Annotated in this window: 21 protein-coding genes and 1 pseudogene; 15 read left to right on the forward strand and 7 right to left on the reverse strand. The window is 73.7% G+C overall.

Annotated elements, in window-relative coordinates; translation table 11 throughout:
- The first annotated feature begins 162 nt into the window (after positions 1-162).
- The 3 genes and pseudogenes from ACIQUT_RS10110 to ACIQUT_RS10120 all read left to right on the forward strand — a co-directional run bounded on the left by ACIQUT_RS10110 (position 163) and on the right by ACIQUT_RS10120 (position 2,291).
- Positions 163-1,332: a serine hydrolase domain-containing protein gene (locus tag ACIQUT_RS10110; protein WP_403561373.1), complete on the forward strand. Its 1,170-nt coding sequence runs from the start codon at positions 163-165 to the stop codon at positions 1,330-1,332.
- 163 nt (positions 1,333-1,495) lie between these two features.
- A pseudogene (locus tag ACIQUT_RS10115) lies at positions 1,496-1,816 on the forward strand (acyl-CoA synthetase); the annotation flags it as partial.
- A gap of 31 nt (positions 1,817-1,847) precedes the next feature.
- Positions 1,848-2,291: a GNAT family N-acetyltransferase gene (locus ACIQUT_RS10120; protein WP_403561375.1), complete on the forward strand. Its 444-nt coding sequence runs from the start codon at positions 1,848-1,850 to the stop codon at positions 2,289-2,291.
- A 36-nt stretch (positions 2,292-2,327) separates the two neighbouring features.
- Here ACIQUT_RS10120 and ACIQUT_RS10125 read toward each other — a convergent pair whose 3' ends face one another.
- The 3 genes from ACIQUT_RS10125 to ACIQUT_RS10135 all read right to left on the reverse strand — a co-directional run bounded on the left by ACIQUT_RS10125 (position 2,328) and on the right by ACIQUT_RS10135 (position 6,326).
- Complete coding sequence (locus ACIQUT_RS10125) at positions 2,328-3,149, reverse strand: YhjD/YihY/BrkB family envelope integrity protein (protein WP_403561377.1); 822 nt, start codon at positions 3,147-3,149, stop codon at positions 2,328-2,330.
- A 70-nt stretch (positions 3,150-3,219) separates the two neighbouring features.
- On the reverse strand, positions 3,220-4,548 hold the full coding sequence (gene paaK / locus ACIQUT_RS10130) for a phenylacetate--CoA ligase PaaK (RefSeq protein ID WP_403561379.1): 1,329 nt from the start codon (positions 4,546-4,548) through the stop codon (positions 3,220-3,222).
- A 119-nt stretch (positions 4,549-4,667) separates the two neighbouring features.
- Positions 4,668-6,326, reverse strand: a complete 1,659-nt coding sequence (locus tag ACIQUT_RS10135) for an acyl-CoA synthetase (protein WP_403561381.1) — start codon at positions 6,324-6,326, stop codon at positions 4,668-4,670.
- Between the two features lie 184 nt (positions 6,327-6,510).
- Between ACIQUT_RS10135 and ACIQUT_RS10140 the strand changes: the two genes are divergently transcribed.
- The 7 genes from ACIQUT_RS10140 (at position 6,511) to ACIQUT_RS10170 (ending at position 12,707) form a co-directional block, all read left to right on the forward strand.
- Positions 6,511-7,311 carry a crotonase/enoyl-CoA hydratase family protein gene (locus ACIQUT_RS10140; protein ID WP_403561383.1) on the forward strand — a complete coding sequence of 267 codons (801 nt, stop codon included), beginning with the start codon at positions 6,511-6,513 and terminating at the stop codon, positions 7,309-7,311.
- 125 nt (positions 7,312-7,436) lie between these two features.
- Positions 7,437-8,447 (forward strand): Zn-ribbon domain-containing OB-fold protein, encoded by a 1,011-nt coding sequence (locus ACIQUT_RS10145; protein WP_403561385.1) that lies wholly within the window; start codon positions 7,437-7,439, stop codon positions 8,445-8,447.
- Entirely contained in the window at positions 8,444-9,517 is a 1,074-nt protein-coding gene (locus tag ACIQUT_RS10150; RefSeq protein ID WP_403561387.1) for a thiolase domain-containing protein, read from the forward strand. The genes ACIQUT_RS10145 and ACIQUT_RS10150 overlap by 4 nt, the downstream gene beginning before the upstream one ends.
- Positions 9,514-10,680, forward strand: coding sequence for a thiolase domain-containing protein (locus tag ACIQUT_RS10155; protein ID WP_403561389.1), 1,167 nt, complete (start codon positions 9,514-9,516; stop codon positions 10,678-10,680). The genes ACIQUT_RS10150 and ACIQUT_RS10155 overlap by 4 nt, the downstream gene beginning before the upstream one ends.
- A 154-nt stretch (positions 10,681-10,834) precedes the next feature.
- Complete coding sequence (locus ACIQUT_RS10160; RefSeq protein ID WP_403561390.1) at positions 10,835-11,074, forward strand: DUF397 domain-containing protein; 240 nt, start codon at positions 10,835-10,837, stop codon at positions 11,072-11,074.
- A gap of 238 nt (positions 11,075-11,312) precedes the next feature.
- Positions 11,313-12,146: a maleylpyruvate isomerase family mycothiol-dependent enzyme gene (locus ACIQUT_RS10165; RefSeq protein WP_403561392.1), complete on the forward strand. Its 834-nt coding sequence runs from the start codon at positions 11,313-11,315 to the stop codon at positions 12,144-12,146.
- A gap of 60 nt (positions 12,147-12,206) precedes the next feature.
- Complete coding sequence (locus tag ACIQUT_RS10170; protein WP_403561394.1) at positions 12,207-12,707, forward strand: hypothetical protein; 501 nt, start codon at positions 12,207-12,209, stop codon at positions 12,705-12,707.
- 115 nt (positions 12,708-12,822) lie between these two features.
- Here ACIQUT_RS10170 and kstD read toward each other — a convergent pair whose 3' ends face one another.
- The gene (kstD, locus tag ACIQUT_RS10175; RefSeq protein ID WP_403561395.1) at positions 12,823-14,622 is read right to left on the reverse strand and encodes a 3-oxosteroid 1-dehydrogenase; all 1,800 of its coding nucleotides are present in this window, start codon (positions 14,620-14,622) and stop codon (positions 12,823-12,825) included.
- 186 nt (positions 14,623-14,808) lie between these two features.
- Positions 14,809-15,933, reverse strand: a complete 1,125-nt coding sequence (locus tag ACIQUT_RS10180) for an aminoglycoside phosphotransferase family protein (protein WP_403561397.1) — start codon at positions 15,931-15,933, stop codon at positions 14,809-14,811.
- Positions 15,934-16,161: 228 nt separating this feature from the next.
- On the opposite strand from ACIQUT_RS10180, the gene ACIQUT_RS10185 reads away from it, so the two are divergent.
- A complete protein-coding gene (locus tag ACIQUT_RS10185) occupies positions 16,162-17,643 on the forward strand; it encodes a hypothetical protein (protein ID WP_403561399.1) in 1,482 nt (493 codons plus the stop codon).
- A 204-nt stretch (positions 17,644-17,847) separates the two neighbouring features.
- Here the strand turns inward: ACIQUT_RS10185 and ACIQUT_RS10190 are convergent, their stop codons facing one another.
- Together ACIQUT_RS10190 and ACIQUT_RS10195 are read right to left on the reverse strand one after the other, a co-directional pair.
- Positions 17,848-19,278, reverse strand: a complete 1,431-nt coding sequence (locus tag ACIQUT_RS10190) for a PP2C family protein-serine/threonine phosphatase (protein WP_403561401.1) — start codon at positions 19,276-19,278, stop codon at positions 17,848-17,850.
- Positions 19,279-19,548: 270 nt separating this feature from the next.
- Entirely contained in the window at positions 19,549-19,797 is a 249-nt protein-coding gene (locus ACIQUT_RS10195) for an SCO4226 family nickel-binding protein (protein ID WP_403561403.1), read from the reverse strand.
- 320 nt (positions 19,798-20,117) lie between these two features.
- Here ACIQUT_RS10195 and ACIQUT_RS10200 point away from each other — a divergent pair, with 320 nt between their 5' ends.
- The 4 genes from ACIQUT_RS10200 (at position 20,118) to ACIQUT_RS10215 (ending at position 26,602) form a co-directional block, all read left to right on the forward strand.
- The gene (locus tag ACIQUT_RS10200) at positions 20,118-22,328 is read left to right on the forward strand and encodes a molybdopterin cofactor-binding domain-containing protein (protein ID WP_403561405.1); all 2,211 of its coding nucleotides are present in this window, start codon (positions 20,118-20,120) and stop codon (positions 22,326-22,328) included.
- Between the two features lie 23 nt (positions 22,329-22,351).
- Complete coding sequence (locus tag ACIQUT_RS10205) at positions 22,352-22,807, forward strand: (2Fe-2S)-binding protein (protein ID WP_403561407.1); 456 nt, start codon at positions 22,352-22,354, stop codon at positions 22,805-22,807.
- Positions 22,808-22,994: 187 nt separating this feature from the next.
- Positions 22,995-24,665 carry a helix-turn-helix domain-containing protein gene (locus tag ACIQUT_RS10210; RefSeq protein ID WP_403561408.1) on the forward strand — a complete coding sequence of 557 codons (1,671 nt, stop codon included), beginning with the start codon at positions 22,995-22,997 and terminating at the stop codon, positions 24,663-24,665.
- A complete protein-coding gene (locus ACIQUT_RS10215) occupies positions 24,662-26,602 on the forward strand; it encodes an APC family permease (RefSeq protein ID WP_403561410.1) in 1,941 nt (646 codons plus the stop codon). The genes ACIQUT_RS10210 and ACIQUT_RS10215 overlap by 4 nt, the downstream gene beginning before the upstream one ends.
- Position 26,603 lies beyond the last annotated feature (1 nt).

Raw genomic sequence — 26,603 nt, forward strand, 5'->3', positions numbered from 1 at the left:
GCGCGGCCGCGGCCTCGGCCGCGGCGGGCGCCAAGGGGCAGGAGGGCCACGGGTGGGGACAACCCCCGCACCGACCCGGGTACCAGCCGGATGGGCGACGGGCCCGGCGGCCCTGCACGCTGGGCCCGGACAGGACGGGCGACAGGGGAAGGGCCGAGAACGGTGACATCAGGGATACGGGCTGCCGCGCTGCTGGCGGCGATGTGCACGGTCGCGGTGTCGGGAATCCTCCCGGCGGCTGCGGCGGAGCGGACGCCGGCCTCACCGCCCGCCGGAGTCACGGAGGCCCTGGAGCAGATGGTCGCGGACGGATTCCCCGGTGCCGTGGCCTACGCCAGACACGGAGAGCGGGAGTTGCGTACGGCGGCCGGGCTCGCGAACAAGGCGAGCGGCGAGCGAGCCCGGCCGGACCACCGGTTCCGGATCGCCAGCAACACCAAGGCGTTCGTGTCGACGGTGCTCCTGCAACTGGAGGGAGAGGGACGGCTCTCGCTCGACGACAGCGTGGAGCGCTGGCTGCCCGGCGTCGTCAGGGGAAACGGCAACGACGGCAGGGCCATCACCATCCGGCAGCTGCTCAATCACACCTCGGGGATCTACGACCCGACCACCGAGCCCGAGTTCTTCTCCCCCTACCTGGACGACCACGAGTGGGGCCACGTCTACACCCCGCGGGAGGTGATCGCCCGTGCCGTCCGCCACGAGCCGACACCACGTGGGCCCGACAGGGTCTGGTCGTACTCGAACACCAACTACCTGCTTGCCGGTCTGGTGATCGAGGCCGTCACGCGCCGCAGCGCACCTGCCGAGATCCGCCGCCGGATCCTCGACCCCCTCGGCCTCGAGAACACCTACTTTCCGGTGACCGATCCTGCCGTTCACGGCCCTCATCTGCACGGCTACGACCTCAAGGGACGGGACGTGACCCGGTTCAGCCCGTCGTACGACTGGACCGCCGGTGCCATGGTCTCCACCGTCGACGACCTGGCCCGCTTCCACCGGGCCCTGTTCTCCGGGTCGCTGCTGCGCCCCGCCCAGCAGCGCGAACTGCTGACCACGGTGGAGATCTCCGAGGACTCGGCGTACGGACTCGGCGTGCAGCGCAGGACAGTGCCCTGCGGCTCGGGGCCGGGCGCCAGGTCGGTCGAGGCGTGGGGGTCCGACGGAGCCGGACCCGGTTTCACCAGTTTCGCCCTCACCACCGCGGACGGCGCGCGCCAGCTCGTCCTCGCCGCGAACGTCTTCGACCTCGGGGCGCACCTGAAGCACGAGCTGCCCGTCCCGCTCGGCCCCGGGGCGGTGGACGTGCAGGCGGCTGCCCTGTGCGGCTGACACGGCCTGGCGGGGGCTCGCGGGCGGCAGCCCGTTCGGTCTCGCGGTGGTTGACGGGGGTGCGCGGGGGGACGAGGGTCGCGGCATGACGGCAGTGCGGGACAACACGGTCGACGGTGTGGTGCACGACAGCGCGCGGCGGTTTCCGGGGCGGGAGGCCGTCCGGTACCGGGATCGGGTCAACTCGGGCGGGGTGCTGGTCGCCTCCCGGCAGGTCGAGGACGTGCTCTCCACGCACCCGGCGGTGGCCGAGGCGGCCGTCGGGGGGCTGCCCGACGCACGCCGGATCGAGGCGGTCACGGCCGTGGTGGTGCCGCGCGGGGAGGTGGCGGAGGCGGAGCTGCCGGCGGACGCGCGGGAGCGGCTGGCCCACTTCAAGGCCCCGAAGCGGGTGCAGTTCGTCGACGCCCTGCCGCGCAACGCCAGCGGCAGGATCCTCAAGCGCGAGCTCCGCGACCGGTTCGGCCGGGCGGCCGACCGTTGACACGGGCTGCCGCGGGCCGTTCCCTGGGGCGATGAGCGATCTTCGTATCGAACGCGTGGACGGCGGCAGTGAGGACCTGCTGCGGCACTGGCGGCACGTCCACAACCTGATCATCCCCACGGATCCGCTGTCGCCCGACGAGGTGCGCGAGCGGGCCGGGCGCCACCTCCTGGACGTCGCCTACCGCGGTGACACCCTCGTCGGCTGCTCGACGGTGCGCCCGCCGGCCGAGGACGGGCCGGCGACGGTCATCGCACGGGTGCTCCCCGGGCACCGGCGGCAGGGGCTCGGCACGCAGCTGTACGGGCACGCCCTCGCGGAGGCGCGACGGCTCGGCGCGGACGCCGTCGAGACGGTGGTCCTGGAGTCGAACGAGGACGGGCTGCGGTTCGCCCTGGCCCGGGGGTTCGTCGAGGTGGAGCGCTACCTGCTGCCCGGCGACACCGTGCCGTACGTCGACCTGCGGCTCGCCTGACGGGCGGCCCGGGCGGGGCCGTGCAGGCGGGGCCGGTCAGTCGGGGAGCAGGCCCGAGTGGTGCAGCCGGCGCAGGGTGAGGTGCTCGTGGACCAGGCGGCCCACGAGTGCGCCCCCGTAGACGACGAAGCCGACGCCGACGAGCCAGGACTGGACGACCAGCAGGGTGCCGAACGGCCCGTACGTCACGGCGTTGGAGGCGATCAGCGGCGAGAACACCAGCTGGGAGAAGACGCGCAGGCCGAGCAGGCCCAGGCCGGTCGCCACCGCCCCGGGCAGCAGGGCCCGCCAGCGGACCCGGCCCCCGAGCAGCAGGCGCTGGGACCCCCAGAAGAACACGCAGGTGCCGATGACGTCCCCGGTGCCGACGAGGAGGTTGCCCAGCACGTCGTCCGACGGGGCGGGGATCCCGACGAGCAGCGCCAGGTAGCACACCAGCAGGGCGAGCCAGATGACGTGCCGCCACATGGTGTGCCACCGGGCGGTGGGCAGGTCCCAGACCTTCTCGTACCCGGTCTGCACGGCCGACCCGAAGGTGAGGCCGAACACCGCCAGGGCCGCGAGGCCGAAGGCGGTCGTCCGCTCCAGCGCCAGGTCGGCCGACGCGAACAGCATCTCGATCCGGGCCCGGGAGGACGCCGTGACCCCGAGCGCCTGGCCGAGCCAGCGGCCGAAGTTCGAGCCGCTGCCGGGCGCGGCGGCCGCCACCACGACCAGCAGCGGCACCAGGGTCAGGAACCCGAGGGCGGCGAAGCCCATGGCCCGGTGCATCAGCTCCATCTCGCGCCCCCGGCTCCAGGCGAGCCCGGCCGGGGAGGCCAGGAGCCGGTCGTGGAGGTGGCGGAGCTTGGCGGTCACGCCTCATGCACTACCCGCACGGGCCCGGCGGCTCTCGGAGGCCGGACCGAAGTGCGGCCGATCGGGCGTGTCAGCCGCCCGGACGCGTGTTCCCCCGTTCCCCGCTGCCGCGCAGGTCGACGAGCCGCTTGAGCTTCCCCACGGAGCGCTCCAGTGTCTCCGGGGCGACGACCTCGACCGCGACGGTGATCCCGATGCCCTCCTTGACCGCCCGCACCACGGCCGCGGCCGCGGACTCCCGCCGGGCGGCGTCCGTATCCGGGCGGGCCTCCACCCGTACCGTCAGCGCGTCCATCCGGCCCTCGCGGGTCAGCCGCAGCTGGAAGTGCGGGGCCAGCCCGGGCGTCGCGAGCAGGATCTCCTCGATCTGGGTCGGGTACAGGTTCACCCCGCGCAGGATCAGCATGTCGTCGCAGCGCCCGGTGATCTTCTCCATGCGCCGGAACGCCGGCCGGGCGGTCCCCGGCAGCAGCCGCGTCAGGTCCCGGGTCCGGTAGCGGACCACCGGCATGGCCTCCTTCGTGAGGGAGGTGAACACCAGCTCCCCGGGCTCGCCGTCCGGCAGCACCTCGCCGGTCACCGGGTCCACCACCTCCGGGTAGAAGTGGTCCTCCCAGATGTGCAGGCCGTCCTTGTGGGTGGCGAACTCCTGCGCGACACCCGGGCCGATCACCTCGGACAGGCCGTAGATGTCCACCGCGTCGATGCCGAGCCGCTCCTCGATCTCCCGGCGCATCCCCTCCGTCCACGGCTCCGCACCGAAGATCCCGGTCCGCAGGGACGTGCTGCGCGGGTCGATGCCCTGCCGCTCCATCTCGTCGAGCAGGGTCAGCATGTACGAGGGCGTCACCATGATGACCTCCGGCCGGAAGTCCTGGATCAGCCGCACCTGGCGGTCCGTCATGCCGCCGGAGGCGGGCACGACCGTACAGCCCAGCCGCTCCGCCCCGTAGTGCGCGCCCAGGCCTCCGGTGAACAGGCCGTACCCGTACGCGATGTGCACGATCTGGCCCGGGCGGCCGCCCGCCGCCCGGATCGAGCGGGCGACGACCGACGCCCAGGTGTCCAGGTCCCCGTCCGTGTAGCCGACCACGGTGGGGCGGCCGGTGGTGCCGCTGGAGGCGTGGAGGCGGCGCACCTCCGTGCGGGGCACGGCGAACATGCCGAAGGGGTACTGGTCGCGCAGGTCCGTCTTCGCGGTGAAGGGGAAGAGGGCGAGATCGGCGAGGGACCGGCAGTCGTCCGGATGCACCCCGGCCTTGTCGAAGGCCTGCCGGTAGAAGGGCACCCGCTCGTAGGCGCGGGCCAGGGTCTCCCGCAGCCGGGTCAGTTGCAGTGCGGCCAGCTCGTCGCGGCCGAGCCGCTCGCCGGCGTCCCGGACGTCCTCGTACTGCGTCATGTGCCTTCACCCCGTCGTGAGCCGAACAGCCGACCGATCATTCGGTACATTGCCCGAGGCGGGCGGCCGAAATCAATGACTCGAACGAGTGATCGCGTGACGGCGTGCTCCGATGCCCGTCAGTCGGTCGGCGGCCGGTCCCGGCGGGCGGCCGCGTCGGCTTCCGCCGCCACCGACTTCGCCCACCGGTAGTCCGCCTTCCCGCTCGGCGACCGCTGCACGGCCGGCGCGACGACCAGCTGGCGCGGGATCTTGTAGCCCGCCAGCCTGGTCCGGCAGTGGCTCTGGATCTCGTCCAGCGTCGGCTCCGGCGCGCCCGCGCGCAGCTGGACCACGGCTGCGACATGGCTGCCCCACTGCGCGTCCGGCACTCCGGCGACCAGGGCGTCGTACACGTCGGGGTGGGCCTTGAGCGCCTGCTCGACCTCCTCCGGGTACACCTTCTCGCCGCCCGTGTTGATGCACTGCGAGCCGCGCCCCAGGACGGTGACGATGCCCTCGCCGTCCACGGTGGCCATGTCCCCGAGCAGCACCCACCGCTCGTCGCCCTTCCGGAAGAAGGTCTCGGCGGTCTTCACCGGGTCGTTGTAGTAGCCGAGCGGTACGTGGCCGCGCTGCGCCAGCCGCCCCGGCACGCCCGGCGGCACCGGCTCGTGCGTCACCGGATCCACCACCTGCGTACGGTCGTTGACGACGAGCCGGAAGCCCCGCTCCGGGCCCGCGTCGTCGGCGGCCCGGCCGTTGGACCCGGACTCCGAGGAGCCGAAGTTGTTCAGCAGCAGCACGTTCGGGACGAGCCGGAGGAACTCGGCGCGGACCGAGTCCGACATGATCGCCCCGGACGAGGACACGCTGAACAGCGAGGACAGGTCGGTCCCCTTCAGGGGGCCCTTCAGCGCGTCGATGAGCGGCCGCAGCATCGCGTCGCCCACCAGGGACACGCTCGACACCTGCTCCTTCTCGATCGTCCGCAGCACCTCCTCGGGGACGTACTTGCGGTGGATGACCACCCGCTGGCCGTAGTTGAAGGCGATGAACGAGGTCAGCGTCGACGTGCCGTGCATCAGCGGCGGAGCGGGGAAGAAGGTGAGTCCGGCGCCGCGCGCCGCGACCCGCTCCGCCAGCTCCTCCGGCCGCTTCACCGGCTCGCCCGACGGCTCCCCGCCGAACAGGCCCGCGAAGAACAGGTCCTCCGCCCGCCACATGACGCCCTTCGGCATGCCGGTCGTGCCGCCCGTGTAGATGATGAACAGGTCGTCGGGGGAGCGGGGCGGGAAGCCGCGGGCCGGCGAGCCGGCCGCCTCGGCGTCCGCGAACGCGACCGGGGCGACGGCCGGCTCCGGCGCATCCCCGGGCGCCTCCCCGACCCGGATCAGATGGCGCAGCTTCGGCGTGCGCGGCAGGGCGGCCGCCACCCGCGCCGTGAACTCCCCCTCGAAGACGAGGGCGGCGAGGTCGGCGTCGCCGTAGAGGTAGACCAGCTCCTCCTCCACGTACCGGTAGTTGACGTTCACCGGCACCAGGCGGGCCTTCAGGCAGGCCAGGACGGTCTGGAGGTACTCGACCCCGTTGTAGAGGTGCAGGCCCACGTGCTCGCCGGCCTTCAGCCCGCTGTCCCGCAGGTGGTGGGCGATGCGGTTGGCCGCCGCGTCCAGCTGCGCGTACGTGAGGCGGCGCTCGGCACCGGTCCCCGGGTGGTCCACGTACACCAGGGCCTCGCGGTCCGACGGGACCGCGTCCACGACCGATTCGAACAGGTCGGCAAGGTTGTACTCCACCGCTCCTCCTGACCCCCGAAGCTCCCTTGGCGGACGCCCGGCCGGACCGCCCGGCGGTCATTACAGCGCCGCCCCCGGCAACTGGGAAGGGCGCGGACAAGAAAACTGACTGAGTGTCAGAAAACCCTTGAACTGCACCCCACGCTCCTGCAACCTGTTCTAGGTCTTGAGAGGGAGGACGGCAATGGTCGGTACCGAACACCTCACCGTCGAACGGCACGGCGCCACGCTGGTGCTCACGATGAACCGCCCCGAGGCGAAGAACGCGCTCTCGCTGCCCCTGCTGGTCGGCCTCCACGACGGCTGGCTGGAGGCCGACGCCGACGACACCGTCCGCTCGATCGTCCTCACCGGCGCCGGAGGCGACTTCTGCGCCGGGATGGACCTCAAGGCGCTCGCGGGAAAGGGCATGGCCGGCGACCGGTACCGCGACCGCCTCAAGGCCGACCCCGACCTGCACTGGAAGGCGATGCTGCGCCACCACCGGCCGCGCAAGCCCGTCATCGCCGCCGTCGAGGGCCACTGCGTGGCCGGCGGCACCGAGATCCTCCAGGGCACCGACATCCGCGTCGCGGGCGCCGGCGCCACCTTCGGACTCTTCGAGGTCCGGCGGGGCCTGTTCCCGATCGGCGGCTCGACCGTACGGCTGCCCCGCCAGATCCCCCGCACCCACGCCCTGGAGATGCTCCTGACCGGCCGGCCCTACTCCGCCGAGGAGGCCGCCCGGATCGGGCTCGTCGGCCACGTCGTCCCCACCGGAACGGCCCTGGACAAGGCCCTGGAGATCGCCGGGCAGATCAACGCCTGCGGACCCCTCGCCGTCGAGGCCGTCAAGGCCTCGGTGTACGAGACCGCCGCACTGGACGAGACCGCGGGACTCGCCGCCGAACTCGCCCGCGGATGGCCGGTCTTCGACACCGCCGACGCCAAGGAGGGCGCCCGCGCCTTCGCCGAGAAACGCCCCCCTGTCTACCGCCGCGCCTGAGCGCTCCGCGGGGAGCCCGGCCGTGACACCGCGGGCCGGCGGGGGGCCGGCCGCGCAGTTCCCCGCGCCCCTGCGGGGCGCCGCCGCATCCATCCCATCCGACCCGGAGAACTGGGAGAGCAGCCATGAACGCCGCGTCCCCGCCCGAGGTGCTGCGCGCGCCCCTCGTCGTCGAGTTCCCCTTCACCCGGTCCCTCGGACCCGTGCAGAGCGCCTTCCTCACCGGGCTGCGCGAGCGCGTCGTCCTCGGCGTGAAGACCTCCGACGGCTCGGTGATGGTCCCGCCCGTCGAGTACGACCCCGCCACCGCCGAGGAACTGCGCGAACTCGTCCAGGTCGCCCCCACCGGCACCGTCACCACCTTCGCCTGGAACGGCCACCCCCGCCCGAACCAGCCCCTCGGCACCCCCTTCGCCTGGGTACTGGTCCGCCTCGACGGGGCCGGCACCGCCCTGCTGCACGCCCTCGACGCGCCCGGCCCGGACGCCGTCCGCACCGGCATGCGGGTCCGCATCCGCTGGGCCGCCGAACGCACCGGCTCCATCACCGACATCTCCTGCTTCGAGCCCTGCGAGCCCGATGAGCCCGATGAGCCCGACGAGCCCGCGGACGGCCCCGGGACCGGAACCACGACCGCCACCCCGCACGACGGGGTCTTCGCCGAACCCGTCACCGGCATCACCGCCCCCGCCCGCCTCGACTACACCTACAGCCCCGGCCGCGCCCAGACCGCGTACCTCGGAGCCCTCGCCGAGCACCGCACCGTCGGCGAACGCTGCCCCTCCTGCCACAAGGTGTACGTCCCGCCCCGCGGCGCCTGCCCCACCTGCGGGGTCGCCACCACCGACCGCGTCGAGGCCGGCCCGCGCGGCACGGTCACCACCTTCTGCATCGTCAACATCAAGGCTGCGCACACGGCGAATCTCGACATCGAAGTGCCGTACGTCTACGCGCACATCGCCCTCGACGGCGCCGACCTCGCCCTGCACGGCCGGATCGGCGGCATCCCCTACGACCAGGTCCGCATGGGCCTGCGCGTCGAGCCCGTGTGGACCGAAGGCGGCCGCTACCCCGACCACTACCGCCCCACGGGCGAGCCGGACGCCGAGTACGACACCTACAAGGAGCTGTTGTGACCGACGGGACCCGGTACGCGCGAGAGGTCGCGGTCGTCGGCTTCGCGCAGAGCGACCACCTGCGCCGCACCGACGAGCTGAGCGAAGTCGAGATGGTCATGCCGGTCCTGCACGAGGTGCTCCGGCAGACCGGGCTGCGCACCGGCGACATCGGCTTCACCTGCTCCGGCTCCTCCGACTACCTCGCCGGCCGGGCCTTCTCGTTCACCATGACCCTCGACGGCGTGGGCGCCTGGCCGCCGATCTCCGAGTCGCACGTCGAGATGGACGGCGCCTGGGCGCTGTACGAGGCCTGGGTCGAGATCCAGACCGGCGAGGCCGACACCGCGCTCGTGTACGCGTACGGCAAGTCCTCCCCGGGCCCGGTGCGCGACGTCCTGACCCGGCAGCTCGACCCCTACTACCTGGCACCCCTGTGGCCCGACGCGGTGGCCCTGGCCGCCCTCCAGGCCCAGGCACTGATCGACGCGGGCGAGACCGACGAACCCGCCCTCGCCGCCATCGGCGCCCGCAGCCGCGCCGCAGCCGCGGCCAACCCGCACGCCCAGCTCCGCGGCCCCGTCCCGCAGGGCGACTACCAGGTGCGCCCCCTGCGCACGGGCGACTGCCCGCCCATCGGCGACGGCGCGGCCGCGGTCGTGCTGGCCGCCGGCGACACCGCGCGGCGGCTGTGCGCCCGCCCGGCCTGGATCACCGGCATCGACCACCGCATCGAGGCCCACGGCCTGGGCCTGCGCGACCTGACCGACTCCCCGTCCACCCGGACCGCGGCCCGGCACGCCGGCTTCTTCGACAGCCCCGTGGACACGGCCGAACTGCACGCCCCCTTCTCCTCCCAGGAAGTCGTCCTGCGCAAGGCCCTCGGCATCGGCGACGACGGCGCCGTGGCCGTCAACCCCTCGGGCGGGGCGCTCGCCGCCAACCCGCTCATGGCCGCCGGCCTGATCCGGATCGGCGAGGCCGCCGCCCGGATCCACCGGGGCGAGTCCGACCGGGCCGTCGCCCACGCCACCTCCGGCCCCTGCCTGCAGCAGAACCTGGTCGCCGTCCTGGAAGGGGACCGCACATGAGCAAGGAGCCCGTGGCCGTCGTCGGCATCGGCCAGACCAAGCACGTCGCCGCCCGCCGCGACGTGTCCCTCGCCGGCCTCGTCCGCGAGGCCGCGGTCCGCGCCCTCGCCGACGCCGGACTGGCCTGGGCGGACATCGACGCGGTCGTCATCGGCAAGGCCCCCGACTTCTTCGAGGGCGTGATGATGCCCGAGCTGTACCTCGCGGACGCCCTCGGCGCCACCGGCAAACCCATGCTGCGCGTCCACACCGCCGGCTCGGTCGGCGGGTCCACGGCCCTGGTCGCCGCCAACCTGGTCGCCGCCCGCGTCCACCGCACCGTGCTCACCCTGGCCTTCGAGAAGCAGTCCGAATCCAACGCCATGTGGGGCCTTTCGCTGCCCGTCCCCTTCCAGCAGCCGCTGCTGGCCGGCGCGGGCGGCTTCTTCGCCCCGCACGTGCGCGCGTACATGCGGCGCACCGGCGCGCCCGACACCGTCGGCTCGCTCGTCGCCTACAAAGACCGCCGCAATGCGCTGAAGAACCCGTACGCACACCTCCACGAGCACGGCATCACCCTGGAGAAGGTCCAGGCCTCACCCATGCTGTGGGACCCGATCCGCTACTCCGAGACCTGCCCCTCCTCGGACGGCGCCTGCGCCATGGTCCTCACCGACCGGGCGGGCGCGGCCCGTTCCCCGCACCCGCCCGCCTGGCTGCACGGCGGCGCGATGCGCAGCGAGCCGACCCTCTTCGCCGGGAAGGACTTCGTGTCGCCGCAGGCGGGCAAGGACTGCGCGGCCGACGTGTACCGGCAGGCGGGCATCACCGACCCGCGCCGCGAGATCGACGCCGTGGAGATGTACGTGCCCTTTTCCTGGTACGAGCCGATGTGGCTGGAGAACCTGGGCTTCGCGCAGGAGGGCGAGGGCTGGAAGCTCACCGAGGCAGGGGTGACCGAGCTCGACGGGGACCTCCCCGTGAACCCCTCCGGGGGCGTCCTGTCCACCAACCCGATCGGCGCCTCCGGCATGATCCGCTTCGCCGAGGCGGCCCTGCAGGTCCGCGGCCGGGCCGGGGAGCACCAGGTGCCCGGAGCCCGGCGGGCGCTGGGACACGCGTACGGCGGCGGGGCGCAGTTCTTCGCGATGTGGCTCGTGGGATCCGCAGCCCCGGACTCCTGACCGCCGCCTGCCGGCCGGGCTCGGGACAGGAACAGGCACCGGGAACAGGCCGCGCCCCGCGACGTACCGGTCGCAAGTGACGCACCGTGGCCTGTGCGACACGCGCCGCGATGGCTACCCTGGCCCCGGACGACGTACCGGGAGGAGCACGCACGTGGCAGACACCATCATTTCGCAGCCGTCCTCCGGCTGGGGCAAGCCCGACCTGGACCTCACCCAGGCGGACTGGCAGTCCAGCAGCCGGGGAGCGGGCGACGTCCAGATCGCCTTCGTCGAGGGCTTCATCGCGATGCGCAACAGCGAGCGCCCCGAGAGCCCGTCGCTGATCTTTGCGCCGGACGAGTGGCGCCGGTTCGTCCTCGGCGCCCGGGGCGGCGAGTTCGACCTCACCTGACCCGACCACCCCGGCAATCCGCCGACGCCGCCGGACCGTGCATCCGCAACGCCCGGCGGCTTCGGCGCGCCCGGACGCAGGCAGCCGGGGGGCGCGCAACCACGCACGACCGTGCACGACCGCGGACGTACGCCTACGTACGCCTACGTACGCCTACGTCCGCCTACGTACGCCTACGTCCGCGTACGCCCGCAGCGCAATCCGGTACGCACGCCCGTGCGACGGGCAGAGTCGCCGCATGGACCACAGCGAGCGCCTGTCCCACCTCCGCAACGAAACCCTGGCCTTCGAGAAGGCCATCGGCCGCGCCGTCGCCGAAGCCGGCGACGGCCCCCTGCCCCTCGTGCCCTCCTGCCCCGGCTGGTCGGCCTCCGACCTCCTCGGCCATCTGGGCGTCGTCCACCGCTTCGTCGGACGCATCCTGCGCGACCGCCTCACCGAGCCGCCCGACCCCACCGACCCCTCCCTCTTCGGGCTCCCCGAGGACCCGGCGGCCCGGGCCGCCTGGCCGCTCCCGGAGCGGGCGCCGAACCGCGGGCCGCTGCCGCCGGAGGTGACGGACTGGTTCGGGCAGGGCGCGCGGCAGCTGGCGGACTTCTTCCACGAGCTGGGACCCGAGGAGCCCGTGTGGACCTGGTCCGCCGACCGCAGCGGGCACACCAGCGGGTTCTGGCTCCGGATGCAGACCATCGAGCTCGCGATCCACCGCTGGGACGCGGAGGGCGCCACCGGAACCCCCGGCCCCGTCGACGCGGCCGTGGCGGCCGACGCCGTCCCGCAGACCTTCGAGGTCATGGCCCCCTTCCGGCGCGCCGTGGCCGCCGCCCCGCCCGGCGCGGGGGAGTGCTACCGGTTCCGCCGTACGGACGGTCCCGGATCCTGGACGGTGACGTTCTCCGGGGACCTCGTCCGGGTGGAGCGCGACGCCACCGGCCCGGCGCACGTCGAGGCCGCCGGCACCGCCTCCGACCTCATGCTCTTCCTCTGGCGGCGGATCCCGGCGGACGATCTGGCGGTCACCGGAGACGAAGAGCTCCTCGCGCGCTGGTTCACCCTCGTCCCGCCCCTGTAGGAGCCCGCCACTGCCCGCCCCGGGATCCGGAAACCGCGACCGGCCACGTACCATGGCCGCATGTCCTTCCTCCGCCGCAACCGCGCCGCCACACCCGCCGGCCCGGACTTCGACGTCCTGGCCATGGACCCGGGGGACTGGCCGGGCAATCTCGGGGCCGGGCTGCTCCCCGCGCCCGACGGCAGCTGCCAGGGCGTCTTTCTCCGCTACGACCTGTTCGGCGGACGCGGCCCCGCAATGATCATCGGCAACCTGCCCGAGGGCTCCCCGGCCCGGGACCTCGGCGAGGGCCAGGTCCCCTTCGAGGTGGCCCAGCTCCTCGACGCCCTGGAGAACGACGAGGACGTCCATGTCACCGGGATCGAGGACTGCCCCGTGATGCAGGGCGACAACCTCCTCATCGTCCGGAAGGTCAAGCTCTCCGAGGGCCGGATCAGCTGCGTCCAGTTCGACCGCAGCGACAACGTGCTGGTCACCATCGCCAGCTGGGACCGGCCCATCAGCGACGACCTGTACGCCCTGCTCAAGCCGCTCCCCGCCGAGCTCTTCCAGCAGGGCTGACGGCGGGGCCGGCGGCGGTGCGGGAGCGCCCCGAAGGGGCGCGGGGAACTGCGCGAGCAGCCTCAACCGGGCCGCAGACGGCCGCCGGACCACCGCGGCACCTCCCGCGGAGCGCTCAGGCGTCCGCGATGTCGTTCGCCGCGATGTAGCCGAAGGCCATCGCGGGGCCGATCGTCGATCCCGCGCCCGCGTAGCTGTGCCCCATCACCGCCGCGCTCGCGTTGCCCGCCGCCCACAGACCCCGGATCACCGAGCCGTCCGGCCGCAGCGCCCGGGCCCGCGCGTCCGTGACGATGCCGCCCTTGGTCCCGAGGTCGCCCGGCACGATCCGGAAGGCGTAGAACGGCGGCACCCACACCGGCGCCAGGCAGGAGTTCGGGTACACGCCGGGGTCCGTGTAGTAGTGGTCGTACGCCGTGTCCCCGCGGTGGAAGTCGCCGTCGGACCCGTTCCATGCCTGCGCGTTGAACCGGTTGAGCGTCGCCCGCAGCGCCGCCGCCGGCACCCCGATCCGCCCGGCGAGCGCGTCCCACGTCCAGGCCTTCCGGACCGCGCCCGCCCCGTACCAGGACTCCGGGAGCGGCATCGCCGGCAGGACGTCCTTGAACAGGTACCTGTTGCGGTAGTTCTGATCCACGATCAGCCAGGCGGGGATGTGGGAGCCGGGCGCGCCCCGGTCCTTCTCGTACATCACGTGCACCACGTCGCTGTACGGGGCCGCCTCGTTGACGAAGCGGACGCCCGCCCCGTTCACGATCAGCCCGCCGGGAAGGGTGCGCTCGGCCAGGCAGAAGTACGGCTCCCCCGGCAGCGGGACCGTCGGCCCCCACCAGGCGTCCTCCATCAGCGCCAGGGCAGCCCCGGCCCGCTCGCCGGCCCGGATGCCGTCGCCGGTGTTCTCCCTGGCGCCCACCGACCACTGCGTGCCGATCGGCTGCTGCTGGTACTGCGCCCGCATCTGCGCGTTGTGCTCGAAGCCGCCCGAGCCGATCACGACCCCCTTGCGGGCGCGCACCACACCCCGTACGCCCTCCCTCTCCACCACGACGCCCGTGACCGCCCCGCCCTCCTGCACCAGGTCCACCAGCGGGCTGCCGAGCCACACCGGAACCCCCGCCGTCAGCAGGCCGGCCCGCAGCCCGGCCGCCAGGGCCTGGCCCATGGTCAGCGGTTTCTCCCCGCGCAGCGCCGCCGCCGTGCCGCGCGCCAGGCATGCGGCGGACACCGCCGTCCCCCTGGCGTTGACGGCGGCGAGGGTCAGCCACTTGTAGTCCTGGCTGAACACCACCATCCCGGCCGGGACCGGCAGGTACGCCGGGTTCAGCCGGGCGAGTTCGGTGCCCAGCACGTTGCCGTCGAGCTGGTCGGGCTCGATGGAACGGCCGTTCGGCAGCCCGCCCGGGAGGTTCGGGTAGTAGTCGCTGTACCCGTCCATGTACCGGAACCGCAGCGGGCTGTTGGCCATGACGAAGTCCAGCATCCGCGGTCCGTGCGCCAGGAACGCCGCCTGCCGGTCCGCCGGCACCTCCGGCCCGACCACCGCGGCCAGGTACGCCGCCGCCTTCTCCGGCGTGTCGGGCACGCCGGCGCCCAGGATCACCGAGTTGTTCGGCAGCCAGATCCCAGCCCCGGACCGGGCCGCCGAGCCGCCGAACACGGGCGCCTTCTCGACCACGAGCACGCTCAGGCCCCGCCGGGCGGCCGTGAGCGCCGCGGTCATCCCGGCGGCCCCGGAGCCGACCACCACGACGTCGTACTCGACCGGCGGAGCCCCCTGGCCGGAGCCGTCGGCCCGGGCCGCGGCGGCCGGCAGCACGGCGGCCGCGACCCCGGCCCCGGCTCCGGCGAGGACCGACCGGCGGGAGGGCCGCGTCCGGGAAACCGGGGCGGGGGAGGGGGAGGCGCTCGCAGTCATGGGCAGGCTCCAGCAGGAGAGGGACACGGGACACGGGGACACCGAACCTGATGCCGTATCAGAAAACTGTGCGCGGGAGCACGGGAAGTCAAGCCACGCGCGAGCCCGGACGCACGAAATCCCGTGGTACGCACACCGGTTGTGTGCGCCACGGGATTTTCGTACGGGGTGCGGGACCGCCCGGGGTCAGCGGGTCCCGACCGCCGCGCGTACCGCCCTGCGGGCCATGCCGCAGTCGTCGTGCAGGCGGCGCAGCAGCAGCCGCTGCTCCTCGCCGGAGGACAGGGCGCCCGCCGGCAGGGGCTGCGCCGGGGCGGCCGCCGCCATCGACCGCTGGACCGCCGTCTCGGACATCCGGATCTCCCGGGTCAGCACCAGCATCAGGTTGACCAGGAAGGCGTCCCGCGCGGCCGGTCCGGCCGCCTGCGCGAGCCGGCTGATCTGGCTGCGCGCGGCCGGGGCGTCGCCCAGGACCGTCCACAGCGTGGCCAGGTCGTAGCCGGGCAGGTACCAGCCCGCGTGCTCCCAGTCGAGCAGCACCGGCCCGGCGGGGGACAGCAGCAGGTTCGACAGGAGCGCGTCGCCGTGGTTGAACTGCCGCTGCACGCCCGCCAGTTTGAGGCCGTGCAGCAGCTTCTGCAGGTCACCCAGGTCCCGGTCGGTGAGCAGCCCCAGCTCGTGGTACCGCGCGATCCGCTGCGGGTAGTTCAGCGGGTCCCCGAACAGCTCCGTCGGCGGCCGCCACTGGTTCACCCGGCACACCGCTCCCAGCGCGATCCGCAGGTCGGCCCGCGGCGGGGCCTCCACGGGGTGCCGCTGCAATGCCGCGACCCGGCCCGCCATCCGCTCGACCACCAGCGTGCAGTTCTCGGGGTCCGCGGCGATCAGCCGCGGCACCCGGACCGGCGGGCGGTGTCGGACGAACGCCCGGTACGACGCTATTTCGTGCCGGTACCGCTCCCGCCATTCCGGCGAGTGGTCCAGTAAAACCTTCGCCACGGCCGTCGCCCGGCCCGTCGTCCCGACCAGCAGGACCGACCGGCCGCTGCGCCGCAGCACCTGCACCGGCGCGAACTCCGGACAGATCCGCTGCACCGAGGCGAGCGCGGTGCGCAGCTGCGCACCCTGCGGCCCGGACAGGTCGATTCTTCCGCTGGGAGGCTGCGCGGCGGCCCCCGGCATGCGCCGTGCCCGGAGGACGCCCGGCACCGGTGCCGCGGGACGGCCGGGGTCGAGATACGAGCCGCCGCCCGCCTGGAGCGTGCGGTGCGGCCGGACCGGCGCGGACACGGAGGACGTTGCTGCGTACATGGCTTGCGGTTCCCTTCGTGCGCCGACGAGTTGCGTACGCCGCCCCGCCGATCCCGTACTTCACCCTGGGGAGTTCCGCCGGTGACCGGGTCGGGGAGGCGCATTCCTACCTGACACCGGGCGACGGGTGGCGGACCACGAAGCGTGCCCTGGCGAAGCCTGGCGAATAGTCGTGGGGCACCTGACGGAGGGCTAGTGTCAAATCAGCCGAGAACCTGGGGGCTTGACGTGAGCAAAGGACCAAACACCCGACTGAGCGACCTGTTCGGCCTGGCCGGCTGGTCGAAGGGTGAGCTGGCGAGGATGGTCAACCGGCAGGCGGCGGCCATGGGCCACCACCAGCTGGCCACCGACACCTCGCGCGTGCGGCGCTGGATCGACATGGGGGAGACCCCCCGCGAACCGGTGCCCACCGTACTGGCGGCCCTGTTCACCGAGCGGCTCGGTCGTGTCGTGACCATCGAGGACCTCGGGTTCGTACGGCAGCGGCGCACCTCCAAACGGCAGCCGGACGGGGTGCAGGAGAACCCCGACGGCATGCCCTGGGCGCCCGAACGCACAGCCGCGGTCCTCACCGAATTCACGGGAATGGACCTCATGCTCAACCGTCGCGGTCTGATGGGCGCGGGAGTGGCGCTCACCGCCGGCTCCGCCCTCACCAACGCCATGTACGACTGGCTCCACACCGACCCGCGCGCCGTCAAGAACACACAGCGCTTCGGCGAATCCTTCCAGGCCGATCCGGTCGCCTTCGACCGCTACGAGGCCGCCCCCATCGGCTCCGAGGAGATCGAGGCCCTGGAGCGCTCCGTGGAGGTCTTCCGCGCCTGGGACGCCTCCAGAGGCGGGGGCCTGCAGCGCAAGGCCGTGGTCGGGCAGTTGAACGAGGTCGGCGGCATGCTGGCCTACCACCACCCCGACCACCTCCAGCGGCGGCTGTGGGGGGTGGCGGCCAACCTGGCGGTCCTGGCGGGCTGGATGTCCCACGACGTCGGCCTCGAACCCACCGCGCAGAAGTACTTCGTCATCGCCGCGCACGCGGCCCGCGAGGGCGGCGACCGGCCGCGCGCCGGGGAGGCGCTGTCCCGCGCCGCCCGCCAGATGGTCCACCTGGGCCGCCCCAACGAGGCCCTGGACCTGATGAAGCTGGCACAGTCCGGTTCCGGCGAACAGACCCTGCCGCGCACCCGCGCCATGCTGCACACCATCGAGGCCTGGGCGCAGGCCGCCCTGGGCAAGGGCCAGGCCATGCGCCGCACGCTCGGCGAGGCCGAGGAGCTGTTCGTGTCGGACAAGGGCGACGTGCCCCCGCCCTCGTGGATGCAGCACTTCGACGAGGCGGACCTGCACGGCATGCAGGCCCTGGCCTACCGCACCCTCGCCGACCACGACCCCGCCGCCGCCCCCATCGCCCAGCAGCACGCCAAGGAGGCGCTGCGGCTGCGGCCCGGCGGCCACCAGCGCTCGCAGATCTTCGACTACATCTCGATGGCCTCCGCCTGTTTCCTCGCCGACGACCCGGAACAGGCCGACCGGTACGCGCGGCTGGCCCTGGTCTCCATGAACGAGACCTCCTCGCACCGGACGTGGGACCGGCTGCGCGAGATGTACCGGCTCACGGCCGAGTACGCGGGCTACGCGCGCATCGAGGACCTGCGGGCCGAGATCAAGTTCGCCCTGCCCAACAGCCCCGTGCAGCAGACCGTCTAGACCTTGAGCCGGCCCACCGCATCCGCATCCCCGCCCGCACCGGAACCAGCAGCCGCATCCACCCCTGCATACGCATCCGCATACGCATCCGTATGTGCATCCGGTTCCGCTTCCGCATCCCCGTTCGCCTCCACAGGCCCGCGAAGACGGGGAAGGCCGCGCCGTTCGGCGCGGCCGCGACGTCCCACGGTCGTCTGCGGTCCGTCAGTCCGCGACCCGCGCGACGAGGACACAGGCGTCGTCCTCGCGGTCGCTCTCGCCGAACTCTTCCACCACCATCCGCAGACAGTCCTGCGCCGACCGTGCCGCAGTGATCCGCGGTGCCAGTGCCAGCAGCCGCTCGGTGCCGTCGTCCGGCCGGACCGCGCCGGTGCCGCCGGAGGCGAGTCCGTCCGTGTGCAGGACCAGGACGTCACCGGCCTCCAGCCGCTCCTCGGCCTGCCCGTACGCCGCCCCGGAGGTCGCGCCCAGGAGCACGCCCTCCGGCGGGACCAGGGCGCGGCCGGCGCCGCCGCGGAACAGGAGCGGGGCCGGGTGCCCGGACTGGGCCCAGGAGAGCGTCCGGCGGGCGGGGTCGTAGCGGCAGCAGACGGCTGACCCGAGCGCGGGCTGCGCGGAGGCCTCCAGCAGTTGGTTGAGCCAGCCCATCAGCGGGCCCGGCTCGATTCCGGCCATGGCCATGCCGCGCAGCGCGCCGAGCATCATCGCCATGCCGGACGTGGCCGTCACCCCGTGGCCGGTCAGGTCCCCCACGGTCAGCAGCGAGCAGCCGTCGGCCAGTTCGAGGGCGTCGTACCAGTCGCCACCGATCGGGGTGATGCCCGTGGACGGGAGGTAGTGCGCGGCGACGTCGAGCGCGCCGGTGTTGCCGTGCGGGAACCGCAGGGAGCCGCGCCACGGGGGGAGCACGGCTTCCTGCAGCTCGACCGCCAGCCGGTGTTCGGTCTGCGCGATCTCCCGCCGGCGCTGCAGCGAGTCACGGGACTCGCGGACGGCGCGCTGGCTTCGGCGCAGCTCACTCACGTCCCGGAGCACGGCCCACATGGAGGCGGTGCAGCCGTCGGAGTCGAGCACCGGCTCGCCTCTCATGTGCAGGGTACGGACCCGGCCGTCGGACCGGACGATGCGGAACTCCCCGTCGATCGGCTTGCCGTCGACCAGGCAGGCCGTCACCATCGCGGTCAGCAGCGGCTGGTCCTCGGAGAACAGGGTGGACCCCAGCTCGTCGAGGGGGAGCGGGCCCGCCTCGGGGGAGCGGCCGAAGATCTGGAACAGCTCCTCGGACCAGGCGACCTCGTCGGTCAGCAGGTTCCACTCGGCGCTGCCGACGCGGGTCTGCGGGGCGGTGCCGGCGTCGGCCTCCGGCCCCGCTTCCGGAAGCTCCTGGAGGGCGGGGGCGGGCGGCAGCCCCTCCTTGAGCTGGTCCAGCTGCTCGCGCAGGTCGTCGAGGTGGTGCACGGCGAGGTCGCACAGCGCCCGCTGCCAGCGGCCCTGGACGTCGTCGTCATCGACGACGGTGTCGCGGCGCACGGCGTCCACACCGCCGCGCAGCCGCCGGGCCTGCGAGATCAGTGCGTCCACCGACCCGGGCTCGGGCGGCTGCGCGGGACGGTCCGCGAACAGGTGGGACGGCATGGGGACTCCGATACAGGCGCGACGCGGCCAGGTATGAAGGGTGGGCCTACGACGACTCTGGCACAGGCCGCAAGAACCTGTAAGGCGTTTGGCAACATCCGCCAAGGTCTTGCTTCCGGCATATGCCAAGGGCCTCGCGGCCGGTCTCCTGGCCGTGCGAACGATTCCGGTCATGATTCCGTTCGCGGTACCCGTCGGGGTTCCGGCCGGCGATCTCGGGTCGGCCCGTCATCGCCCCCGTCCGCGTGCGTCCCGGGGTGATCCCGGCCGTCACACCATGAGCGGAACCGGGTGGATCTCACTGGCCGGGTGGCCGCTGCGCTCGTGGATCCGCTGGACCGCCTCGGCCGAGGGTGCCTCGGACAGGCAGTACACCGTGCCCGACTTCGGGTCGGCCCAGGCGCGCTCGAAGTGCACGCGCTCGTCCTTCTCGATCGCCAGGTCGGCATTGTGGGCGGCCAGCAGCTGCTCCCGCGTGATGCCCTTCATGTCGTGGTGGACGTCCATGAACTTCGCCATCGCCACACACCTCCTGTGGGGTTCTCTTCCTGTGGGGTTCTCTCCCTCCATCGTCCGCCCGTGGCCGGAAACAGTCCTGCCGGGGCGCCGGCGGTCGAGCGCACGGTCGAGGGACGGCCCGTTCGGGCGCCGGGACTCGTACGCGGCGCCCTGCCGCGCCCCGACGGGGCACCCCCCGAACGAAGGACCCCCTCCCGCGTGCTCCCCCCGTCGTTCCGCTTCCCACCCCGTGGGACGGCCGCTACCCTACGTGGCGGTAACCAGCCGGAAGTGACGGTAGAGGCCGTGCGAACGGGCCCGCAGCATCGGGGGACAGCGACATGACCGGGCGTAGCCGCCGCTCCTTCCTCACCCACCTGGTCGCGGCGCCCACCCTCGCCCTCGTCACCCGGGCCGGCGCCGACGCCCTCGCCCCGCAGCCCGCCCACGCTGTGATCCCGACCCTGCCCGCCCCGGCCGATCTCGTGGACCTCGGCGACCTGTTCATCCTGGCCGGCGCCCCCACGGCCGCCCTGCTCGTCCTCACCGTCGAAACCGACGGGACCGTCCGCTTCCGGCTGCCCCGCGAGGAGGTCGGCCAGGGCCTGACCACCGCCGTGGCCATGCTCGTCGCGGAAGAGCTCGACGCGCCGCTCGCCGCCGTCCGCGTGGAACTCGACGACGCCCGTCCCGAGTTGCTGTTCAACCAGCTCACCGGCAGCTCCAACTCCATCCGCTCGCTGTACGGGCCGGTCCGCCGCACCGCCGCCACCGCCCGCGCCCGCCTCGTCGCCGCCGCGGCCCGCCGCTGGAACCTCCCCGCCACCTCCCTGACCACCGCGAACGGCTCCGTACACGCCCTCGACGGCCGCACCGCCTACTACGGCAGCCTCTCCGCTGCCGCCGCCGACCCGGCCCTCGTCGTACTCGGCGCCACCCCGAAGAAGACCGGGCAGCACACCCTCGTCGGCCGGCCCACCGGCCGCATCGACGCCCGCGCCATGGTCACCGGCGCCCAGCGCTACACCCTCGACCTCGACGTGCCCGGCGCCAAGCCCTGCGTCGTGCGCCGCCCGCCGACCCTCGGCGGCACCGTCCGCTCCGTCGCCAACCTCGCCGCCGTCCGCACCATGCCCGGCGTCCTCGACGTGGTCACCATCCCGACCGGCGTCGCCGTCGTCGCCGAGACCTTCGGCCAGGCCATCGACGCCAAGGCCGCCCTCCAGGTCTCCTGGGGCCCCGGCCCCGCCGACCACCTCTCGGACGCCGACGTCCGGGCCAAGCTGCGCGCCGCCGTCCCCCCGCCGCCGGTCCCGCCCCTGCTCACCCCGTACGTGGACGCCGAGTTCGACTTCGCCTTCGTCAGCCACGCGCCGATGGAGACCAACTGCGCCGTCGCCGACGTGCGTGACGACCGCGCCGAGATCTGGTCCGGGCTCAAGTCCCCGATCGTCGCCCGCCAGACCATCGCCGCCGAACTGGGCCTGCCGGTCGGCAGGGTCACCGTCCACGTCGTCCAGGCCGGCGGCTCCTTCGGCCGGCGCCTCTTCTCCGACGCCGCCCTGGAGGCCGCCCGCGTCTCGAAGGCCTGCCGCCGGCCCGTCCGCCTCATGTGGACCCGCGTCGACGACACCCGGCACGGCCGGATGCGCCCCGCCACCCACCACCGCATCCGCGCCACGTACGCACTCGGCGAGGTCCTCGGCTTCCAGCACCGGGTCGCCGCCGCCGAGACCGACTTCCGGCACGGCCTCGGCGAGATCGTCACCGCCACCGCCGCGAGCCTCCCGTCCGGCATCGGCAACGCCACCCTGGCGCAGACCCTGTTCCACACCACCGTGAAGTCCCCCTACCACTTCGGCCTCACCACCCAGACCCTCACCGAGGTGCCCACCGGCATCCCGACCGGCTCCTGGCGCTCGGTGTACTCCGCCAACACCCGCGGCGCCGAGGAGATCGTCGTCGACGAACTCGCCGCGCGGACCGGGCGGGACCCGTACCGGTTCCGCCGCACCTTCCTCAAGGCCGACGCCCAGCGCGCGGTCCTCGACACGGCGGCCACGGAAGGGCAGTGGGGCCGGCCGATGCCCGCGGGCTGCGCCCAGGGCATCGCCTTCCACGAGGAGTACAAGTCCCGTACGGCCTGCCTCGTCGAGATCGACGCGCGCGACCCGGAGCACGTCCGGGTCACCAAGGCCGTCATCGCGGTCGACGTGGGCCTGCCCGTCAACCCGCGCGGCCTGGAGGCCCAGATGATCGGCGGGCTCACCGACGCCGTCTCGACCACCCTGCGGGCCGGACTGCACCTGGACAAGGGGCTTCCGCTGGAAGGCAGTTACAGCCAGTTCCACTGGGCCCGGCAGCGCGACACCCCGCGCGACGTGCGCGTCATCGTGATGCCGGCGACCGGGGACGAGCCCGGCGGCGCCGGCGAGCTCGGCGTGCCCGCCGCCGTGGGCGCCATCGCCAACGCCTGGGCCCGGGCCACCGGGAAAACCCCCCGCAGCTTCCCGCTCGACTTCGACGTCGACTTCACCCCCTACCCCCGCTGACCCGGCAGTTCAGGAGCCCCGCCGTGCCCTTGCACACCTTCACCGTCAACGGGCGGAGCGTCACCGTCGACGCGCCCGACGACCTGCCCCTGCTGTGGGTGCTGCGCGACATGCTCGGTGTCCGCGGCCCCAAGTACGGCTGCGGCGTGGACGTCTGCAAGGCCTGCACCAGCCACCTCGACGGCGAGGACGTCCGCCCGTGCGTCGTGCCCGTCAAGGCCTGCGCGGGCCGGTCGGTGACCACCATCGAAGGACTGGCGAACGGCGACGAACTGCACCCTGTGCAGGAGGCCTGGCTCGAACAGGACGTCTCCCAGTGCGGCTTCTGCCAGCCCGGCCAGATCATGGCCGCCGTCGCCCTGCTCCGGCGCACCTCCTCGCCCACGGACGACGACATCGACGCCATCGCCAACATCTGCCGCTGCGGCACCTACTTCCGCATCCGCGAGGCCATCCGCAGCGCGGCCGCCCGCATGTGAGCGAGAGGGCCCCGGTGACACCCCCGTCGTTCCCGGGGCCGTCCGCTCGCGGCCAAATCTAGGCGGACGCCGACCGGTTCGCAGGAGCCGCAGCGCACAGTGACCGGGCGAGACCGGTATCAGAGCGCACAGTCTGCGGCGGGTGGTTGAATGCGGCGGCGCCACCCGCACCGAACGGAGCCCGGCATTGGCCACCCCTCCCGCACCGACCCCGCCGTCCGTTCCCGCACCGACCCCGCCGTCCGTTCCCGCCCGGACCGCGGCAGCCGAACCCGCCCGCTCCGGCTCACGCTCCGAGGACGTCCTCAAGGTGCACCGGCTCGCCCACTCCGGCGGCTCGGCCGCACTGCTGCAGTGGCTCGCAGGCCGGCTCGGCGGCTGGACCGGCGTACTGGACCCCGGGACGGCGGCCGCGCCCGACGCGTCCCGCACCGCACCGGAACCCGCCCGGCGCGGCGCGGCGGAACTCGCCGCCCGTGGCGTCCGGTCGGCCGTCCTGGACGGCGACGGCTCCGCCGTGCTGCTGTTCGCGCTCGGCCGCGGCCGCGTCCTGGCCGCCCAGGTGGAACGGCCGTACGACCCGGCCGCACCGGCCCTGCTCGCGGACGCGGCCGTGCCGCTGGCGCTCGTCCTGCGCGCCGAAGAGGCCGAGCGGCGCGCGGAGCGGGCCGACCTCGCCGAGGCACGGGCCCGCGAGGCCGTCCTGCACCTGCTGATGGCCGGCCGGCTCTCCACTGCCCACCAGATCGCCGAAACCCTGTCCCCGTCCCTGCCCGACCCGATGCGCATGTACGTCGTCGAATCCCGGGCGGCGCAGCGGGCCGAGGTCACCCGGGTGTGCCGGGACCTGACGGACGGCCGGGCGTGGATCGTGCACTGCCCGGTGTACGCACGCCACCTGATCGCCTTCGTCCCCACCGGCCCGCCGGCCCCCTCCGCCGCGCCCGACCCGCTGGCCGAGGCGCTGGTCGCGGCGGTCCCGGACTGCGTGGTCGGGGTCAGCGGGCAGCTGCCGCTGCGGGAGGCCCCGGCCGCCTACACCCAGGCCTTCCACGCGCTGGCCGTCGCCCGCGGCCGCGCCGGGCACCACGCCCGCTTCGGCCCCGCCCCCGAACCGGAACTGGCCGCCCGCGAGGCCGGGACCGGCTGGGCCGAGTCCCTCCTCGCGCCGCTGCACGCGTACGCGCCCCGGCGGCCCCAGGACCCGGGCGCGCAGGAGCTGCGGGCCACCGCCCACGCCTGGCTGAGCTTCTCCTCGCGCGCGACCCGGCTGCTGAAGATCCACCGCAACACCCTGGCGGGCCGGCTGCGCCTGGTCGAGTCCGTCCTCGGCATGGACCTCGCGCGGCTCCCGGAGCAGGCCGCGCTCTCGCTGGCGCTGCGGCTCACCCCCGGCGGCGCCTGCCCGCCCCGGACCCCGGCGCCGGCCCCCGCCGGGCACCCGCCCGCGGCCGGAGCCGCGCCCGGGTGCTCGCCCGCGGCCGGAGCCGCGCCCGGCCTGGACGCCGTACTGCGCCACCCGCACCTGGCGGCCTGGTCGCGCGCCCAGCTGGCACCGCTGACCGGGGCCGACGCCCCGCCGGGCGCCCTTGAGACCGTACGGGTCTGGCTGCGCCACGACGCCCGGCTCGCCGCGACGGCCGGCGCCCTCGGCATCTCCGTGCCCGGCACCCGCAAGCGGCTCACCCGGATCGAGGGCCTGCTCCAGCGCTCCCTGCTCCAGTCGCCGAGTGCCCGCTACGACCTGTGGCTGGCCGACCGGGCCGCCGAACTGGCCGGACTCCCGGCAGAACACGGCCCAACACCACCCCGGAAAGAGGGCAAATGCCTCGAAAAATGCATGATCATGCCTGAATGAGGCGAATCAATCCGAAGCGCGTGCTGGTGGGTGAGCCGCTCGACACCGCACGACTGGGCGAGACCCTGCTGCCCAAACGGCTCGCCCTCCCGATCTTCTGCAGCGACCCGCTCTCCTCCGTGGCCTACGCCACCGAGGAGATCCTGCTCATCCTCGCCCTCGGCGGTGTCGCCCTGCTCCACCTCGCCTGGTACGCGGCCGCGGCCATCGCCTTCCTCCTCATCGTGGTCGTCGCCTCGTACCGGCAGACCTGCCACGCCTACCCGGGCGGCGGCGGGGCCTACGTCGTCAGCTCGGAGAACCTCGGCCAGGGCGCCGCCCTCACCGCCGCCGCCGCGCTGCTCGTCGACTACGTGCTGACCGTCGCCGTCTCCGTGGTCTCCGGCGTGGACGCCATCACCTCGGCGCTCCCCGCCCTCAGCGACCACGAAGTGGCCCTCTCGGTCGGGTTCGTGGTGCTGCTGACGGTGATGAACCTGCGCGGCGTCCGGGAGTCCGGGCGGGTCTTCGCCGTTCCCACCTACGGCTTCGTCGCCGTCATCTACCTCATGTTCGCCGTCGCCGCGGTCCGGCTCGCGAGCGGCGACACCATCCGCGCCGAATCCGCCGACCTGCCGATCACCGCCGTCGGCACCTTCACCGGCCTGGGCGTCGTCCTCCTCGCGATGCGCGCCTTCGCCTCCGGCTGCACGGCACTGACCGGCGTCGAGGCGATCAGCAACGGCGTCCCCGCCTTCCGCAAGCCCAAGAGCCGCAACGCCGCCACCACACTGGCCGCGATGGGCGCCCTGTCGGTCACCATGTTCCTCGGGATCACCGCCCTCGCCATGGCCTACCGGGTCCACGTCGCCGCCGACCCGACGGAACTGGGCCTTCCCCCCGGCACCCCGATGTCCACCGCGCTCGCCCAGATCGGCCGCGCCACCTTCGGCGACTGGCACCTCCTCTTCTACCTGCTCCAGGCCGCCACCGCCGGCGTGCTGATCCTCGCTGCCAACACCGCCTTCAACGGCTTCCCCATGCTCGCCTCGATCCTGGCCCGGGACCGGTACGCGCCCCGCCAGCTCTTCAACCGCGGCGACCGGCTCGTCTACTCCAACGGCATCGTCCTGCTCGCGCTCACCGCGATCGCCCTGATCGTCGCCTTCGACGCCCAGCTGACCCGCCTCATCCAGCTCTACATCATCGGCGTCTTCGTCTCCTTCACCCTCTCCCAGGCGGGCATGGTCCGGCACTGGCGGCGCGAGCTCGCCTCACCGGCCACCCCGCGGCGGCAGCGGGTCCACATCCACCGGCGGCTCGCCATCAACGCCGTCGGCGCGGCCCTGACCGGCCTCGTCCTGGTCATCGTCCTCGTCACGAAGTTCACCCACGGCGCCTGGCTGGTCGTCATCGCGATGCCGCTGCTCTTCCTCGGCATGAAAGCGGTCCGCCGCCACTACGACCGGGTCGCCGTCCAGGTCGCCGTCGCCGCGGAAGCCCGGCCGCACAAGCCCGCCCGCCACCACGTCCTGGTCCTGGTCTCCGCCGTGCACGCCCCGACCCTGCAGGCCCTCGGCTACGCACAGGGCCTGCACCCGGACACCCTGACCGCCGTCACGGTCGCCGCCGACGAGGACGAGGCCCGCCGGCTGCGCGAGGCATGGGCGCGCCACGACCCCGGCGTGCCGCTGAAGATCCTGCACTCCCCGTACCGCGAGGTGATCGCGCCGGTCCTCGCGCACGTCCAGGAACTGGCCGCCGCGGAGGGCACGGACATGCTCTCCGTCGTCATCCCCGAGTTCGTGGTGGGCCACTGGTGGGAGCAGCCCCTGCACAACCAGAACGCCCTGCGCCTGAAGGCCCGTCTACTGTTCACCCCGGGCGTCGCCGTGATCGACGTCCCCTACCTCCTCGCCTCGGCCCGGCCGCGGCAGGCGTCCCGGCCCGGCCCCTGAA

Origin of the sequence: Streptomyces sp. NPDC090445 (assembly GCF_044769385.1) — a bacterium.
GTDB lineage: Bacteria > Actinomycetota > Actinomycetes > Streptomycetales > Streptomycetaceae > Streptomyces.

Bases quoted from the DNA above. Each gene is read 5' to 3' on its own strand.
- ACIQUT_RS10120 (WP_403561375.1), top strand. From the start codon at position 1,848: ATGAGCGATCTTCGTATCGAACGCGTGGACGGCGGCAGTGAGGACCTG.
- paaK (WP_403561379.1), bottom strand. From the start codon at position 4,548: ATGACGCAGTACGAGGACGTCCGGGACGCCGGCGAGCGGCTCGGCCGC.
- ACIQUT_RS10140 (WP_403561383.1), top strand. From the start codon at position 6,511: ATGGTCGGTACCGAACACCTCACCGTCGAACGGCACGGCGCCACGCTG.
- ACIQUT_RS10145 (WP_403561385.1), top strand. From the start codon at position 7,437: ATGAACGCCGCGTCCCCGCCCGAGGTGCTGCGCGCGCCCCTCGTCGTC.
- ACIQUT_RS10155 (WP_403561389.1), top strand. From the start codon at position 9,514: ATGAGCAAGGAGCCCGTGGCCGTCGTCGGCATCGGCCAGACCAAGCAC.
- ACIQUT_RS10165 (WP_403561392.1), top strand. From the start codon at position 11,313: ATGGACCACAGCGAGCGCCTGTCCCACCTCCGCAACGAAACCCTGGCC.
- ACIQUT_RS10170 (WP_403561394.1), top strand. From the start codon at position 12,207: ATGTCCTTCCTCCGCCGCAACCGCGCCGCCACACCCGCCGGCCCGGAC.
- kstD (WP_403561395.1), bottom strand. From the start codon at position 14,622: ATGACTGCGAGCGCCTCCCCCTCCCCCGCCCCGGTTTCCCGGACGCGG.
- ACIQUT_RS10180 (WP_403561397.1), bottom strand. From the start codon at position 15,933: ATGTACGCAGCAACGTCCTCCGTGTCCGCGCCGGTCCGGCCGCACCGC.
- ACIQUT_RS10190 (WP_403561401.1), bottom strand. From the start codon at position 19,278: ATGCCGTCCCACCTGTTCGCGGACCGTCCCGCGCAGCCGCCCGAGCCC.
- ACIQUT_RS10195 (WP_403561403.1), bottom strand. From the start codon at position 19,797: ATGGCGAAGTTCATGGACGTCCACCACGACATGAAGGGCATCACGCGG.
- ACIQUT_RS10200 (WP_403561405.1), top strand. From the start codon at position 20,118: ATGACCGGGCGTAGCCGCCGCTCCTTCCTCACCCACCTGGTCGCGGCG.
- ACIQUT_RS10215 (WP_403561410.1), top strand. From the start codon at position 24,662: ATGAGGCGAATCAATCCGAAGCGCGTGCTGGTGGGTGAGCCGCTCGAC.